Origin of the sequence: Martinezella miluonensis (genome assembly GCF_900094545.1) — a bacterium.
Classification (GTDB): domain Bacteria; phylum Pseudomonadota; class Alphaproteobacteria; order Rhizobiales; family Rhizobiaceae; genus Rhizobium; species Rhizobium miluonense.
This window is the reverse complement of record NZ_FMAH01000034.1, coordinates 21008-37028: the sequence shown is the minus strand read 5'-3', so window position 1 is coordinate 37028 and position 16021 is coordinate 21008. Positions and strand designations below refer to the sequence as shown.

Annotated in this window: 16 protein-coding genes; 6 read left to right on the top strand and 10 right to left on the bottom strand. The window is 61.0% G+C overall.

All coding sequences use genetic code 11. The features are described from left to right. Positions 1-22 precede the first annotated feature (22 nt). The 5 genes from GA0061102_RS23330 to GA0061102_RS23310 all read right to left on the bottom strand — a co-directional run bounded on the left by GA0061102_RS23330 (position 23) and on the right by GA0061102_RS23310 (position 5826). A complete protein-coding gene (locus GA0061102_RS23330; RefSeq protein WP_092853777.1) occupies positions 23-775 on the bottom strand; it encodes an alpha/beta fold hydrolase in 753 nt (250 codons plus the stop codon). Between the two features lie 106 nt (positions 776-881). After that, positions 882-1949 carry an esterase-like activity of phytase family protein gene (locus GA0061102_RS23325; RefSeq protein ID WP_092853692.1) on the bottom strand — a complete coding sequence of 356 codons (1068 nt, stop codon included), beginning with the start codon at positions 1947-1949 and terminating at the stop codon, positions 882-884. 38 nt (positions 1950-1987) lie between these two features. Continuing rightward, the gene (gene cobT / locus GA0061102_RS23320) at positions 1988-3889 is read right to left on the bottom strand and encodes a cobaltochelatase subunit CobT (protein ID WP_092853690.1); all 1902 of its coding nucleotides are present in this window, start codon (positions 3887-3889) and stop codon (positions 1988-1990) included. A 17-nt stretch (positions 3890-3906) separates the two neighbouring features. Then, the gene (cobS, locus tag GA0061102_RS23315) at positions 3907-4896 is read right to left on the bottom strand and encodes a cobaltochelatase subunit CobS (RefSeq protein WP_092853688.1); all 990 of its coding nucleotides are present in this window, start codon (positions 4894-4896) and stop codon (positions 3907-3909) included. A 309-nt stretch (positions 4897-5205) separates the two neighbouring features. Beyond that, positions 5206-5826, bottom strand: coding sequence for a J domain-containing protein (locus tag GA0061102_RS23310; protein ID WP_004107729.1), 621 nt, complete (start codon positions 5824-5826; stop codon positions 5206-5208). 107 nt (positions 5827-5933) lie between these two features. Here GA0061102_RS23310 and GA0061102_RS23305 point away from each other — a divergent pair, with 107 nt between their 5' ends. After that, positions 5934-6221 (top strand): BolA family protein, encoded by a 288-nt coding sequence (locus GA0061102_RS23305; protein WP_092853686.1) that lies wholly within the window; start codon positions 5934-5936, stop codon positions 6219-6221. 17 nt (positions 6222-6238) lie between these two features. Here the strand turns inward: GA0061102_RS23305 and GA0061102_RS23300 are convergent, their stop codons facing one another. From GA0061102_RS23300 to GA0061102_RS23290, 3 genes are read right to left on the bottom strand one after another with little or no spacing between them, the layout of a single operon-like run. Beyond that, positions 6239-7549, bottom strand: coding sequence for an HlyC/CorC family transporter (locus GA0061102_RS23300; RefSeq protein WP_092853684.1), 1311 nt, complete (start codon positions 7547-7549; stop codon positions 6239-6241). Beyond that, positions 7549-8679 (bottom strand): 3-dehydroquinate synthase, encoded by a 1131-nt coding sequence (gene aroB / locus GA0061102_RS23295; protein WP_092853682.1) that lies wholly within the window; start codon positions 8677-8679, stop codon positions 7549-7551. The genes GA0061102_RS23300 and aroB overlap by 1 nt, the downstream gene beginning before the upstream one ends. Beyond that, positions 8676-9269 carry a shikimate kinase gene (locus GA0061102_RS23290; protein ID WP_092853775.1) on the bottom strand — a complete coding sequence of 198 codons (594 nt, stop codon included), beginning with the start codon at positions 9267-9269 and terminating at the stop codon, positions 8676-8678. The genes aroB and GA0061102_RS23290 overlap by 4 nt, the downstream gene beginning before the upstream one ends. Positions 9270-9427: 158 nt before the next feature. Here GA0061102_RS23290 and GA0061102_RS23285 point away from each other — a divergent pair, with 158 nt between their 5' ends. The 5 genes from GA0061102_RS23285 to GA0061102_RS23265 all read left to right on the top strand — a co-directional run bounded on the left by GA0061102_RS23285 (position 9428) and on the right by GA0061102_RS23265 (position 13351). Then, the gene (locus tag GA0061102_RS23285) at positions 9428-9613 is read left to right on the top strand and encodes a hypothetical protein (RefSeq protein ID WP_092853680.1); all 186 of its coding nucleotides are present in this window, start codon (positions 9428-9430) and stop codon (positions 9611-9613) included. 14 nt (positions 9614-9627) lie between these two features. Further along, positions 9628-10584, top strand: a complete 957-nt coding sequence (gene xerD / locus GA0061102_RS23280) for a site-specific tyrosine recombinase XerD (RefSeq protein ID WP_092853773.1) — start codon at positions 9628-9630, stop codon at positions 10582-10584. 63 nt (positions 10585-10647) lie between these two features. Next, complete coding sequence (locus GA0061102_RS23275; protein WP_092853678.1) at positions 10648-11601, top strand: acetyl-CoA carboxylase carboxyltransferase subunit alpha; 954 nt, start codon at positions 10648-10650, stop codon at positions 11599-11601. A 228-nt stretch (positions 11602-11829) separates the two neighbouring features. Beyond that, positions 11830-13125, top strand: coding sequence for a L,D-transpeptidase family protein (locus tag GA0061102_RS23270; protein WP_092853676.1), 1296 nt, complete (start codon positions 11830-11832; stop codon positions 13123-13125). Continuing rightward, a complete protein-coding gene (locus tag GA0061102_RS23265; RefSeq protein ID WP_092853674.1) occupies positions 13118-13351 on the top strand; it encodes a sulfurtransferase TusA family protein in 234 nt (77 codons plus the stop codon). Before GA0061102_RS23270 ends, GA0061102_RS23265 begins: the two co-directional genes overlap by 8 nt. 150 nt (positions 13352-13501) lie before the next feature. On the opposite strand, the gene GA0061102_RS23260 is transcribed toward GA0061102_RS23265, so the two are convergent. Together GA0061102_RS23260 and GA0061102_RS23255 are read right to left on the bottom strand one after the other, a co-directional pair. After that, positions 13502-14692, bottom strand: coding sequence for a CobW family GTP-binding protein (locus GA0061102_RS23260; RefSeq protein WP_092853672.1), 1191 nt, complete (start codon positions 14690-14692; stop codon positions 13502-13504). Positions 14693-14707: 15 nt separating this feature from the next. Further along, the gene (locus GA0061102_RS23255) at positions 14708-15874 is read right to left on the bottom strand and encodes a D-alanyl-D-alanine carboxypeptidase family protein (protein WP_092853671.1); all 1167 of its coding nucleotides are present in this window, start codon (positions 15872-15874) and stop codon (positions 14708-14710) included. Positions 15875-16021: the final 147 nt, after the last annotated feature.

The following is a 16021-nucleotide window of genomic DNA, read 5'->3' as shown; positions in this document are numbered from 1 at the left end:
TCGGTACGCGCCGAAACACTCTTCAGCGATAAGACAGGCAGGTCAGAACGGCGGCTGCGAATGCGGCCGGATTTTCTGCCATCATCAAATGGCCGGTATCGGCGATATTGAGCCGCGCCGTGCAGAGATCATTGACCCAATCGGGAACATCCCAACCCTCCGCGGAACGGCGCCCGGCAATCAGATAGACGGGAACGTCGGACTGCAAAATGCCGCGGATCGCGTCGAGATAAGCCGCTTCTCCCGTCGCTGCTACCACCGCCTTGGCCTGCGCCTTGATCGTTGAGGGCGGCTGATTCGCAAGCCAACTTCTGGCAAGCGATGACGTCCATTCGTTGATCTGCACGCCTGCACCGGCGATCCACGCGTCCGGATCGGTCCCATAGCCGGAGATGATGCTAGCCACCTCCTCGTTCGGCTTCACGGCAATCTGCCCCGACCAGAACGCATCCTTCAACGTGAAATTGCCTTCGACGCTCGTCAGCGATTCGATGAGCTCGGGAAAATGCCGGGCGACGAGCACCGAAACCGCACCACCGACCGAATGTCCGACCAGATGCACCTTGCCTGCACCGAGGCCGGATATGAAATCTGCGATGTGGCGGGCTTGATCGAGAAGGACCAGGCTGCTGGTGTCCGCCTCGCGGTTGCGGCCATAGCCAATAAGGTCCGGCGCATGAACATCGCCACTGCCGAAAGCTGCCAGGATCTCGGGGTCATTCAGGCTGCCAAATAGCCCATGCACCAGCACTATAGGTTTGTCAGGAGCAGACATGTCGAAGAATCCCATTGTTGGAGCAATGGGGTCGCTTAGCTCACAACGAAAATTTCCTCAATGCAGCAAGATCGGCGCAGAGAATAAAATTGGCGCCGCGTCACTTCTAGTTCCGGCTGACGACGCTTTCGTCGCTCAGGCGGAACTCCAGCATCAGGCTGCGCTGCAAAATCGAGTGATTGTCGTCCGAGATAAGAATGAGATGGAGGGATCCGTCAGCCGCGCGGAAGACGTCGATCCCTTCCATATTGTCGATCTGCTCCCTGGAATCGGCCTGGAAGATCACCTTGCCGTCCACCACCGCGTCCGGCTTGATATCCGCGCCGGCAATGCGGCGGATGCGCACGCCAAGACCATGCGCCAGCCCGAAGCGGCGCTCCAGCAACAGCAGATCGCCATCGGGCAGGAAGACACCGTCGCTGACGTCGAAACCATCATAGTGCCGGACGGTGAAACGACCATGCAGCGGGCCGTCGAGAATGGCTGCCACCATATTGCCCTGCTCATCCAGGCTATCTTCCGTAATGATGACGGCGGCTCCGGCAAGCGGACTGGACTGCGGCGCGATCATCAGCGCTTCGAGGCTGCGGTTGGAACGAAGCCGCAGCCTTGGAATGGGGATCGGCAGGCTATTGTCCGGCGGCGAAATCTCGAAGCCCGGATCGGGATAGATATCGACGCGATGATACTGCTCGTAACTCACGAGGACATGATCGTCGCGCAATGCCAGACCCTCGGCATCCATCGCCCCCGTCCCGGCGTCGATGCTGCCGTGGCGGTCCATCATCGGCATGATGCGTGCCTCGGCAATACCTTTCAACCGCCCCTTCTCGTCGCGCTCTGTGGCACCCGTCAGCCAGTGGCCGGTATCCAGCACGGAAACGAAATGCCGCTGATCGGGACGAAAACGGATGGCGGAAATGGCACCCAGAAGCGCATTGTCGGAACTGAGCTCAAGACCGCCAATAAATTCCAGAGCTCCGAACTGCGTTTGCTGCGAGCCCGGCCTGAAGGTCGAGATGACATTGGCGCGAATATTGGCCGGGCCGCCATCGTCGGCTCGGTCTGCGGCATCGCACCCGGCTAGCGGCAGTGCCAGTATCGCCATCAGGCTGATGCAGCGCACCGTGCCAGGCCAGCCCTTACAGCGTAGATTGCCAAAAAGAAAAGGCATCGGCCTCAAGGCCGATGCGAAAGGAAGCCGAAGCGGGCTCAGCTTGCACGGCGCATGCGCGAACGCGGCATGCTTGCCTGATCCTCGAACAGCGAGGCGAGCTGCTCCGTCATGGCGCCTGCAAGTTCGTCGGCATCGACGATCGTGACGGCGCGGCGATAGTAGCGCGTCACATCGTGACCGATGCCGATCGCTAGCAGCTCCACAGGGGAACGCGTCTCGATCTGATCGATGACGGCCCGCAGGTGCCGTTCCAGATAATTGCCCGGATTGACCGATAGCGTCGAATCGTCGACCGGCGCGCCGTCCGAAATCATCATCAGGATGCGGCGCTGCTCGCGGCGACCGAGCAGGCGGTTATGCGCCCAGATCAGCGCCTCGCCGTCGATATTCTCCTTAAGCAGGCCTTCCCGCATCATCAGGCCAAGATTGCTGCGCGACCGGCGATAAGGCTCATCCGCAGATTTGTAGATGATGTGACGCAGGTCATTCAGGCGACCCGGTGTCTGCGGCTTGCCGCTGGCAAGCCACTTCTCGCGCGCCTGCCCACCCTTCCAGGCCTTGGTGGTGAAGCCGAGGATCTCGACCTTCACGCCGCAGCGCTCGAGTGTGCGGGCAAGGATGTCGGCGCAGGAGGCAGCAACCGTGATCGGCCGTCCGCGCATCGAGCCGGAATTGTCGATCAGCAGCGTCACGACCGTATCGCGAAACTGCGTGTCGCGCTCCATCTTGAAGGACAGCGCCTGCATCGGGTCGATGATCAGGCGCGTCAGACGTGCCGGATCGAGATAGCCCTCTTCCAGGTCGAAATCCCAAGAGCGGTTTTGCTGCGCCATCAGGCGACGCTGCAAACGGTTGGCCAGCCGTCCGACAGCCCCCTGCAGATGGGCAAGCTGCTTGTCGAGGAAGGCGCGCAGGCGCTCGAGCTCGGCCACGTCGCACAATTCCTGCGCCGTCGTGGTCTCGTCGAACTCCTCCGTATAGACGTGATAGTCGACCTTCTCGTTGAAGTCGGCGAAAGGCGTATTCGGACGGCGGGTCTCGCCCGGCGTTTCCGAGTCTTCCTCGCCCTCTTCGCTCATGTCGTCATCGGAGATCTCGCCACCGTCCTCGGTTGCGCCATCTTCCATCTGCTCGTCGGAAGCTTCGCTATCCTCGGCGGGTGCCGCGTCAGAGCCTTCGTCTTCCTTGGCCTCGTCGTTGTCCTGGTCTTCGCCGTTCGGCTTGTCTTCTTCGCTCGGCTGCTCCTCGCTGTCGGGTTCCGACTGCTCGTCACCATATTCCTCGGCCATTTCCATGGCGGTCAGAATATTGCGGACGACACGGGCAAAGCTCTGCTGGTCGTTGATTGCCGAAAGCAGGTTCTCGAGTTGACCGCCGGTCTTTTCTTCAATGAAGGGCCGCCAGAGGTCGAGCACCTTGCCAGCACTTTCCGGCGGCTTCTGGCCGGTCAGCTTCTCGCGCACGATCATCGCCATGGCCTCGCCGATCGGCGCATCCTCGCGCCGCTCGATGCCGGAAAAATTCGCCTTGGCATATTTCTCTGCATTCATCGACTTGATGTTGGCGGCAACACCACTCATGCGCAGCGAACCGATCGATTCGACACGCGCCTGCTCGACGGCATCGAAGATGCCGCGCGCATCGGCGCCCTGCGGCGCCATGACCGCATGGACACGAGCATCGTGGCAGGCAAGACGCAGGGCCATCGAATCGCCAAGCCCGCGGGTCACCGCGAGTTCATGCATCGTCGGCCGCTTCGAAAGCTCCGGCAAGCGGATGCGCTCGCCGGTCATCCCCGGACGTTCGTTGGCGAATGCAACCTCGACCTCGGCATCGCCGGCGATCGAGCGCACACAGCCAGTGATCGCCCGGCGCAACGGCTCCATGTCCACCGGAGCACCCGGCTTCGCTCTGGAATTATCTCCGCGACCTGACATGATGTGTCGGCTCTTCCCTATGCTTCAAGCACGATGTTGGCAGCACTTTCCTTCAGCTCGATGCCGAAGGCGCGCTGATAGTGCTCGGCGACCAGCGGCCGCTCCAGCTCATCGCACTTGTTGAGGAAGGTGACGCGGAAGGCAAAGGCGACATCGCCGAAGATCTCCGCATTCTCAGCCCAGGTGATGACGGTACGCGGGCTCATGACGGTCGACAGGTCGCCGTTCATGAACGCCGCACGCGTCAGGTCGGCGACGCGGACCATCTTGGAGACGGTGTCGCGGCCCTTGTCGGTGCGGAAGGACTTCACCTTCGCCAGCACGATATCGACTTCGTTGTTGTGCGGCAGATAGTTCAGCGTCGTCACGATCGACCAGCGGTCCATCTGCGCCTGGTTGATCTGCTGCGTGCCGTGATAGAGGCCCGTCGTGTCGCCGAGACCGATGGTGTTGGCGGTCGCGAACAGGCGGAAGGCCGGGTGAGGACGGATAACACGGCTCTGGTCGAGCAGCGTCAGGCGGCCCGACGATTCCAGCACGCGCTGAATGACAAACATCACGTCCGGACGGCCGGCATCGTATTCGTCGAAGACGAGCGCGACATTGTGCTGATAGGCCCAGGGCAGGATGCCGTCCTTGAATTCGGTGACCTGCAGCCCGTCCTTGACGACGATGGCGTCCTTGCCGACGAGATCGATACGACTGACGTGGCTGTCGAGGTTGATACGCACGCACGGCCAGTTGAGGCGCGCAGCGACCTGCTCGATGTGAGAAGACTTGCCGGTGCCGTGATAGCCCGAGATCATCACGCGGCGGTTGTGGGCAAAGCCGGCGAGGATGGCGAGCGTGGTCTCGCGGTCGAACAGGTAGTCCGCATCCAGATCAGGCACGTAGGCGCCGCCCTTGCTGTAGGCGGGAACGCGAATGTCGGAATCAATGCCGAAGACTTCACGAACCGAAACGGTGGTGTCGGGAATCTCGGAAATATCAAGGTCGATCTTGCTCATCATGTCTCCAGGGCGGGTGGCTTTCACCCTGCCATATCAATCTCAGCCATTTTGTCCGAATCGCCGCAGCTTTCTTGCCCGCATCCGTTCGGTCGGAACAACGGCGATACTTCTCCGGGACTAAAGCAAAATCTCGGCGCGATTGCATGATCGCTTGCGAGCATCCTTGAACAGAGTCCCGGACAAGAAACGCCGCGTCCGGAAAGTCGGCCGAGGTGCAGCCAGCCAAAAGCACACCCTGCCGCGGTTGCCCGCGACTTCAGCCGATTTGGACCATACCTGATTGAAGGCGGAGAGCAAGGACAGGAATTAACAAAAACCGTTCTGTTTCAATAATTGATAGGCCTGTATGACCGCGCGAAAGCGCTCCTCGGAACCGCGGTCGCCGCCATTGGCATCCGGATGGTGCATTTTCACCAATTCCTTGTAGCGGCGCTTGATTTCCGGCGCCGTTGCCGTGGCGCCAAGCCCCATCGTGTCGAACGCCTTCGCCTCGAGCGTTTTCAGCTTGCGCTGCTGCGGGAAGCGCGGTCCGCGCCCCTGCCCCTCTCCTTCCTTGACGAAGCCGAAAGGATCCCGCACGCGGGAATAGGAGCCGGAACGAATATCCGATTGCAGCGGGCTGTTCTTGGCAGCCTTGTTGACACCAACCGTCCAGGTCGGGCGATGGCCGGTGATGGCTTCCTTCTGGTAGCGTGCGATCTCGCCGTCCGAGAGGCCAGAGAAATAGTTGTAGCCCTTGTTGTATTCCTTGACGTGTTCGAAGCAGAACAAAAAGAACTGCCCTTCCGCATTGCGCCCGACAGGGGCGCGATGCGTACCGTGCTTGTCACAGCCGTCCCACTGGCATGTCGGCGGGCCTTGCTCGGGCTCCTGCGCGCGTTTGCGGCGGGTACGGATGCGATCGAAATATTTTGAATCAAGTCTCATGGCGTCCTAATTATGGGGCCTTGGATACCCCACAACAAGAATTGACAAACAGGAATGTTATAGGCTTTGTGGGAGCTTTTTTTCGCAGCGGAGGTCGACGCGGGAATATGGAAACGACACTGCAATCTCGCATTGAGGCGAAGCTCAACGTTGCTTTCGCGCCAGAGCGCCTCGCCGTCATCAATGAGAGCCACCTGCATGCCGGCCATCAGCCCGACATGACCGGCACCGGCGAGACCCATATAAGAATTCGCATCGTTTCTGCCAAGTTCGCCGGCATGCCGCGCCTGGCACGCCATAGGGCGATCAATGAGTTACTGAAGCCGGAGCTGGATGCCGGGCTGCATGCGCTGGCCGTGGAACCCGCGGCGCCGGGTGAGCCTGTTCGCTGGTAGCCGCGAACGGACAGCCCCTATTGCGGCTTCGTCTCTTCCGTCTCGGCGGGGCGAATGCGCAGCTTGGTGATGCGGTTCTTCTCCCGCTTCATGACGATGAAGCGCTTGCCGTAGAAAGTGAAGGCCTGCCGCTCTTCCGGGATGGTCATCGATTCGTGGATCACGAGACCGGCAATCGTCGTTGCCTCCTCGTCCGGCAGGTTCCAGTCGAGCGCGCGGTTCAGGTCGCGGATAGGCACGACGCCATCGACGACGATCGAGCCGTCGGCCTCCTGCCGCACGCCCTGGATGTCGAGATCGTGCTCATCGGCAATATCGCCGACGATCTCCTCGAGAATGTCCTCCAGCGTCACGATGCCCTGCACCTCGCCATATTCGTCGACGACGACGGCAAAATGCTGCTTGCGGCGCAGGAAGGCGTTGAGCTGGTCTTCGAGATTGGTGCTGTCGGGCACGAACCAGGGCTTCTGCGCGATCTTGACGATGTCGAGATTTTCCGGCTCGACATTCGGCTCTGCCAGCGCCCTCAGCAGGTCCTTGGCATGCACGACGCCGATGATGTTGTCGATCGAACCGCGCCAGAGCGGCATGCGCGTATAGGGGCTGTCGAGAATGGCGCGCACGACCACCTCGGGCTGGTCGTCGGCATTGATGGCGCGCATCGCCGTGCGATGCACCATGATGTCGGAAAGCTCCAGCTCGCCGAGGTCGAGCACGCCGCCCAGACGGTCACGGTCGGCCTTGACCACCGAGCCTTCCCGGTGCAGCAGATCGACCGCACCGCGCAGCTCCTCATGCGCCGATAGCATCGACACCTCTTTCGAGAGGTTGATGCCGAAAATGCCGAGAATCCAGCGGACGATGGCGTTGACGAAGCTCGACACCGGGCCGACGATGGCAACGAAGAGCCGCACCGTGCCGGCCACATTGAGCGCAAAGCGATCAGGCGTGGAAATGGCCCAGCTCTTCGGCAGCACCTCGGCGAAGATGACGAGGATGACGGTCATCGCCGCCGTTGCCAGCGCCACGCCGGAATTACCAAAGAGACCGAGAAATACGCTGGTCGCCAGCGACGAGGCCAGAATGTTCGCAAGGTTGTTGCCGATGAGCAGGGCGCCGATCAACCGGTCCCGGCGCTCGATCAGACGACGCACGATCCCAGCACTTTCGTCGCCATTGGCCTCCAGCGTATGGATGCGGCTGCGCGAAACAGCGGTAAGCGCCGTTTCCGAACCGGAAAAGAAGGCCGACAACAACACGAGCGCGACGATCGAGAGGATCTCGGGCCAATATTCGAACAAGACAGCCAGCGTGCCCTCGATCGTCATCAGGGATGTTTTTCCTTCAGGAAACTCAGGACTTCGGAAGAAGGCACATCGTCCGCAACGAAGGACTGGCCGATACCGCGAGTGAGGATGAAGGTGAGCTTGCCGCTCTTGACCTTCTTGTCCTGCGCGATCGCGTCCATCAGCGTTTCGGCCGGCGGCAGCTCACCGGGAATGTCGCCCATCCGCGTCGGCAGGCCGACAGCCTTCAGGTGCGCCTCTACTCGCTTGGCATCATCGGGACTTGCCAGATTGAGGCGGGCGGAAAATTCATGCGCGAGCACCATGCCGATGGCAACGCCCTCGCCATGCACCAGCCTGCGGCTGTCATAGGCGGTGGCGGCTTCCAGCGCGTGGCCGAAAGTATGGCCGAGATTGAGCAGGGCACGCGGACCGTTTTCACGTTCGTCGGCGACGACGACATCGGATTTCGCCTGGCAGCTCGCAGCGATCGCCTCGATGCGGGCAGCTCCGCCGGCAAAGACATCCCTCCAGTTCGTCTCGAGCCAGGCGAAGAAATCCGGCTTATCGATCAGGCCATACTTGGCGACCTCGGCATAACCGGCACGGAATTCGCGCTCGCTCAGCGTATTCAGCACATCGATATCGGCCAGCACGAGATCGGGCTGATGGAAGACGCCGACGAGGTTCTTGCCGTGACGGGTGTTGATGCCGGTCTTGCCGCCAACGGAAGAATCCACCTGCGACAGCAGCGACGTCGGAATCTGCACGAAGCGAACGCCGCGACGCACGATGCCGGCGGCAAAGCCTGAGAGATCGCCGATGACGCCGCCACCGAGTGCGATTACGGCATCGTTACGCTCGACGCGCGCGGTCAGCACCGCGTCGCAGACCGTCATGAGATGCTCGAAGCTCTTGGTCTTTTCTCCGGCCGGCAAAACGAGGCTGGCTGCCTGAATGCCCGCAGCCTCGAGGCTGGCGACCAAGGCATCCAGGTAACGCGGCGCGACGTTTTCGTCGGTGATCACAGCGGCCTTGCGGCCTTTCAACCGTGCGGCGATCTCGCGCCCGGCTCTGGCGATCAGGCCGGGGCCGATCAGGATGTCGTAGGCGCGCTCGCCGAGAGGCACACGCACGAGACGTTCTGCGGCAGCCGGTGTGATCGCATTCATGGGGCTTTGCTTTCTGCTTTCTTTCCCTCGACGATGGCAGCAAGGACTTCCTTGACCATGACTTCCTTGCTGACATCGCGGGACAGAACCGTGAGATCGGCTTCCGCATAGATCGGATAGCGCGCATTCATCAGGCTCTCGAGGGTCTGTTTCGGATTTTCTGTCTTAAGCAGCGGACGCGTGTCGCGCTTGTTGACCCGCTCCCAGAGCACGTCGATATCGGCCTTCAGCCAGACGGAAAGACCGCCGCGCTTGACATGCTGCCGCGTATTCTCGTTAATGAAAGCGCCGCCGCCGGTCGAAACCACGCGCGGACCGCCGCGCAACAGCCGCTTGATGACGCGCGTTTCCAGCGCCCGAAACTCCTGCTCGCCATAGGCAGCAAAAAGTTCCGCAATCGTCATGCGCGATACGCGCTCGATCTCGGCGTCAGTGTCGACAAAGGGGATGCTAAGCTGCTGCGCGACCAAACGGCCGACCGAGGATTTGCCCGCTCCCATCAACCCCACTAGGACAAGATTGCGCCGACCCAGGGCGGCGCGCGCCTTGTCTCTGAGGTTCTCTGCAAGGGTCAGGACTTGTTCACTCATAGGCCCATTCACAATTTCTTTGGAAACGGTATCGTCAAATGCGCCGGTAGCGTCAAGACGCCGCCGCGTAAACATGTCTGCAATATCCTTCAGCTAACGCTTGGTGGATATGATTATTGCGTCGCCAGGGCTGTGACTGGCACGAGGAGAGTGTTCGAATGCCAACCCTGTTTCGCTTCCTTGTCATCTGCGCGGTGATCGGCGGATCGATATATGGGGCAATGTGGGCGCTCGCTCTCTTCGTCGATCCGCAGCCGCGCGAGATCACCATCCGCATCCCGCCGGAGCGCATCAATCCGCCAGTCACGGGCAATCCACCAGTCACCGGCTCGTTGAAGCAATGAACGCAAGGGCTGGCGTGAGAGATCTGAGCCGGGCGCACCTTGAAGCCTTCCTCGAGATGATGAGTGCCGAGCGTGGTGCTGCGGTCAACACCCTGCAATCCTATGAACGCGATCTCGACGATCTCCATTCCTTCCTGTCCGGGCGGAGCGTCCGCCTGACCGAGGCGGGCTCGAACGATCTCGGCGCCTACCTTTCCTCCCTCTCGGCTCAGGGTTTCAAACCCTCGTCCCAGGCGCGGCGGCTCTCCGCCATGCGGCAATTCTACAAATTCCTTTATGCGGAAGGCTTGCGCACGGACGATCCCACGGGAATCCTCGACGCACCGAAAAAAGGCCGCCCCCTTCCGAAGACCATGGGCGTCGACGAAGTGACGCGTCTTCTGACACAGGCGGAAAACGAAGCCGCCGCCGCAGGCCCCGACCAGCTGCAGCGCCAGCGGATGCTCGTACTGCTGGAATTGCTCTATGCCACCGGCATGCGCGTCAGCGAACTCGTTACCCTGCCCGCCAAGGTGCTCGATCATGAAGGGCGCTTTCTGATCATCCGCGGCAAGGGAAACAAGGAAAGGCTGGTGCCGCTGTCGCAATCGGCCATCGCCGCCTTGAAGGCCTATGGACGCATACAGGCCGAACTGGCTGCAAACGCCAAGCAGCCGGCACCGGAAAGCCCATGGCTCTTTCCCGCAGCCTCACAGCAGGGTTATCTGCCGCGCCAGGTCTTCGCCCGCGATCTCAAGGATCTTGCCATCCGCGCCGGGCTAACGCCTTCGATGATCTCGCCGCACGTCATGCGCCATGCCTTCGCGAGCCACCTTCTGGCGAACGGCGCGGACCTGCGCGTGGTGCAGGAACTACTCGGCCATTCGGACATTTCGACCACGCAAATCTATACACATGTGCTGGAAGAACGCCTTCATCAGCTCGTGCAAACGCATCACCCCCTTGCCAAACAGGCAAAAAAACAGGATTAGGACCGGCATACTGGCTAAAGCCGCCTTCTCTCGTCCCGCGCAAAAGGATCGGAAACGCACCTCATGCACAATTATCTCGACTTCGAAAAGCCCATCTCGGATCTCGAAGGCAAGATTCACGAGCTCAAGAAACTGGCGAGCGAAGATGAGAGCATCGACACTTCCGACGAAGTGACGCGGCTCGAAATCCGCGTCCGCGAGGCGACGGCCGACATCTATTCCAAGCTCAATGCCTGGCAGAAGACGCAGGTCGCCCGCCATCCGCAGCGGCCGCATTTCGTCGACTACGCCAGTGCGCTGCTGACGGAGTTCACCCCGCTGGCCGGCGACCGCAAGTTCTCCGAGGACGCCGCCATCCAGGCGGGCTTTGCCCGCTTCCGCGGCCAGCCCGTCGCCATTATCGGTCAGGAGAAGGGCAACGACACCAAGAGCCGCCTGAAGCATAATTTCGGCAGCGCCCGGCCGGAAGGCTACCGCAAGGCAATCCGCATCATGGAAATGGCTGACCGTTTCCAGCTTCCGGTGATCACGCTGGTCGATACCGCAGGCGCCTATCCCGGCGTCGGAGCCGAAGAGCGCGGTCAGGCAGAAGCGATTGCCCGCTCGACCGAGATAAGCCTTGCCCTCAAGGTTCCGATCGTCTCCGTCATCATCGGCGAAGGCGGCTCCGGCGGCGCCATCGCGATCGCCACCGGCAACCGCGTCTATATGCTCGAACATTCGATCTATAGCGTGATTTCGCCCGAAGGCGCGGCCTCGATCCTGTGGCGCGATTCAACCCGCGCCAAGGAAGCCGCGACGAATATGAAGATCACCGCCGACGACCTGAAGAGCCTCGGCGTCATCGATGGTATCATTCCGGAACCGCTCGGCGGCGCACATCGAGATCCGCAGACCGTGATCGCCGCAACCGGCGACATTATTGCGAACGCGCTCAGCGAGCTTTCCAGCCGTTCGGGCGAACAACTGCGCACTGACCGCCGCCAGAAGTTCCTCAATATCGGCCGCAATCTCTAGACTGCAGCCTGAAAATATAATTGCAAAAATGGGAATGAGGCCAAATCTTGGCCACATTCCTGTTATCGAAGCGTTATGGCAAAGAAAAACTTGCCGGCGTGCCTCAGGCGCGTCATAGGCTGGTAAGGAATTTTCAAGTATAAGCCGTCTATGATTCCGTTTCATGCTTCGAGGGGAGTGGCGAAACAGATCGAGCTGCCGCTCTTCGCATTTATGGGCTAAGTCAGAATGCGCATCCGTCACCTTGCTTATGTTTCCCTGATGGCGCTGGCACTTGCCGGCTGCAATGACGCGTTGGACACTGCGTCGGTTGATCTGTCGAAGGTCAAGAACAAGGTCGAGCAACCTCTCCCCAGCCATATCCTCGCCGACATGGCGAAGAAGGGCATGGATCGCAATTCACCGATCATGATCCGCATCTTCAAGGAAGAAGGCGCGATGGAGGTCCTGAAGGCGAACCAGAACAGCCGTTTCGAAGTCATCGCGAGTTATAGCATCTGCGCCTGGTCCGGCCGTCTCGGCCCGAAGGTCAAGGAAGGCGACCGGCAAGCGCCAGAAGGCTTCTACATGCTGACGCCGGCCAACCTGAACCCGAATTCGAAATACTATCTCGCCATCAATACCGGTTTCCCGAACCGCTACGACGCCGCCAACGGCCGTACCGGCAACAATCTGATGATCCACGGCGCCTGCTCGTCGTCGGGCTGCTATTCGATGACCGATCAGCAAGTGCTGGAAATCTATGCCTTCGCGCGCGACGCCTTCAAGGGCGGCCAGAAGGCAGTTCAGCTGGAGGCCTTCCCCTTCCGCATGACCGCGGAAAACATGTGGAAGCACCGTCTCAGCTCCAATATCGAATTCTGGAAGATGCTGAAGGTCGGCTACGACAATTTCGAAGTCACCAAGCGGCCGCCCGAAGTCGAGGTCTGCGAGAAGAAATACGTATTCAACCAGCAGGCCAGCGGCCCGTTCAACGCCAGCGGCAAATGCCCTGTCATGACGACCCCGCCCGCCCTGCAGACAGCGCTTGCAACTTACGATAAGCAGTATCAGGCAGACTATGCCACGGCCACGAAGAAGTTTGACGGCATGGCCTGGTACGATCCGAGCGAGGCCGAGCGCAAGGCCGTCGTCGCCAAGCAGCGCAAGGGCCACGATATTGCCTATGCGCCGACCGGCACCGCGCTTGCTGCCGGCAAGATGATGAAGGTCGCCGATCTCGAGTCGATGATGTCCAACCAGTCGGCACAGCAGGTCGCTCGCGGCGGCACCGTGGCCAGCCCGACGACGACGGCAAGCATCCGCCTGGCGAATGCCGCCCCCAGTGCCGCTGCACAGCAAGCCGGCGGCCCGCTGGTCGCGGCCAACGTTCCGGCAAATGTCCCGATCCCGATGGCGAACCCGATGAATTCCGGCCCCGTCGTCAATCCGCTCGCTTATGCGCAGAACCCGGCTGTCGAGACAGCACAGACCGAGCCGCCGAAGAAGCCGCCATTCTGGAAGTTCTGGGCCAAGAGTGAATAATCCCGACGCCGAGATCTACGATCTGCGCGGACTGAAGTGCCCCTATCCGGCGATCAAGACGGAAAAGCGCCTGCGCGGCATGCCGAGCGGCGCGACTTTGGCCGTGGAAACGACCGACCCTCTCGCGGTGATCGACATCCCGCATCTCTGCAATGAAAAGGGCCACACGCTTCTCGCCAGCGAGAAGACGGACAGCGGCCATCGCTTCGTAATCCGGAGAGGGTGACGATCGGGGCCATCCTCGTGGTTCGAGGGTTGCTTGGCCTCATCAGAGCGAAGCAATTTCAGGAAAAGTGCGCAGCGGTTTTCCGTCCGGAATGCGTAAAGAAACAAGGAGGTAGGGCATTTTCACGATTCGAAGAAAAGTGGAAATGCTCTAAAACCTCATCCCCGGCACGGCGAGCGGATTGTCCTGCAGTGCCGCTCTATCAGGCGTATCGACGCGCGGCTTGCTGAGGAAGGCATCGAACAAGCCCTTCACGAAATCCTCTGGCAGATCCTTGGTGATGATCACCATGCGCGTGCGCCGGTCTTCGGGGTCTGGCCATGCCGGCAGCCGCACCGGCGGATGGAAGATGTTCTGCACGCCATGAAGCACGACGGGACGCTCCGGCCGATCCGACACGGCAACGATCGCCTTCATGCGCAGGAGCTTTTCGCCATGCGCCGAACGGAGGAGATCGATGAACATTTCCAGCGCCACCGGATCGATGGGCTGCGTCTCGACGATCGAGAAGGACCGGATCGATCCGTCATGGCGAGTGACGTCGTGGGCGTGCTGATGCCGATGGCCGTGGTGGTGCCCATGATGGTGATGATGATGGCCGTGATCGCCGTGATGGTGATCATGATCGTGGTCATCATGGTGATGGTGATGATCGTCGTCCGCCTCCAGCTCGTCCCGCAGCCAGCGGCCGACATCGGCGATCTTGGAAGCCGGATCATAGAGGCCGTTGATGAGAATGGCCGCCCGGCCCGCCTCGTCGCTGTCGGCGTTCATGATCTGCGCGCGCGGATTGAGCGCCCTCAGCCGGCTCTCGAGCTGCGCTTCCGGCACCGCGCCGGCAATTGCCGTCTTGGAAACGATCAGGCGATCGGCGACGGCCACCTGCTTGCGCGCCTCTTCATGATTGTCGAGCGTCTGCAAGCCGTTGACCGCATCGACCACCGTGATGACGCCATCCAGATCGAAATTGGTGGCGATGATCGGGTTGCCCATGATCGACTGCATGACGGGAGCCGGATCGGCAAGACCGGTCGTTTCGATGACGACGCGTTTCAGCGGCCGGATACGGCCGGTCTGCATGGCATCCATGAGGTTTGCCAGCGTATCCACCAGCTCGCCGCGCACCGTGCAGCACAGGCAGCCGTCGGAAAGCTCGATGATGGAATCGCCGGAGCTTTCCACCAGCAGATGATCGATGCCGACATCGCCGAATTCGTTGATGATGACGGCCGCATCGCGCATCGCCTCATCCTTGAGGATGCGATTGAGCAGGGTCGATTTACCCGCACCGAGGAAACCGGTCAGGATGGCAACCGGCACTCTTTGCTGCGAAACGCTCATGATTCCAATCCGATATTAGAAAGTGGGACGCGGGATCGGGATCGGCACATTGGCCGCCCGGCCGGAGACGGCGATCTTGTCGCCCTTGCTGGCCTTATCGCCATTGGCCGTGGCGTCGTCCTTATCGCCCTTGACGGCGGTCGCGACGTCCTGGCCGCCGATCAGGCCGGCATAGATGAAATTGGGCTCATGATCCATTTCGTGAATATAGGGCGACTGCACCTTTGTGCGGCCGAAGGGATCGCGGGTTTCGCTGCGCGCATGCGCACCCTTGGCGCTACAGATGTCGGCGGTGACATCGGCGACCTCATTCGACAACGGCGCACCGGGCCGCAGGGTCGCCAGCGTTTCGCTGCCGGAAAGCTGGTTCTGGAAGCCCTTTTCCAGGAAATTGGCGGAATCGTCGGCGCGGGCCGCCAGGCTGTCGGTTCCAAGAACGACCGAGATCAGCGTACGGCCGTTGCGGGTCGCCGATGCGATCTGGTTGAAACCGGACGCGCAGATGAAGCCGGTCTTCATGCCGTCGGCGCCGTCGAAGCGCCCAATGAGCATATTGATGTTCGGCACCTGCTTCACGCCGTTGGTGAAGCCCTCCAGCGAGAAATAGCCGGCATATTGCGGGAACTCGCGGCGCAGCGCCACGCTGAGGATCGCAAGGTCGCGCGCCGTCGTATATTGCCCCTTGCCGGGAAGGCCGTTCGGGTTGATGAAATGCGAGTCGCGCATGCCGAGGCGGGCCGCTTCCGCGTTCATCCGCGCCACGAAGCCCTGTTGCGAGCCGCCCACGGTCTCGGCGACGGCCATGGCAAGATCGTTTGCCGATTTGACCAGCATCATCTTCAAGGCATTGTCGAGCGTCAGCTTCTGACCGGGCTTGAAGTACATCTTCGCCGGCGGCTGCCCAGCGGAGAGCTTCGTCATCACGACGGGCGTATCGAGCTTGATCTGGCCGGACTGGAGTGCACGGAAGGTGACGTAGGTCGTCATCAGCTTGGTCAGCGAGGCGGGATACCAGCGGCGAAACGCCTCCTGCTGGTCGAGCACGCGCCCGGTGCTGACATCGACGAGAATATGCGGATTGGCTCCGGCCGTCTGCGCGGTCGACAGAAAAAGCATGGATGCTGCTGCGGCCACAGGGACAAGCCGCATGGCGGCATACAAACGATTCTGCTTCGTCGGCACGATCTATCCTTCAGAGGTCCGGAATTTTCTCGAAAGCTTCGTCTATTTAACCTATATGGCTAGGAGAAGGCAAAGGCGATTGACGACTTTATTTGCCGGTGGCACGCCGCAAAGGCCGCGACAAACGGGCCGAGGCTGTGCGACCGA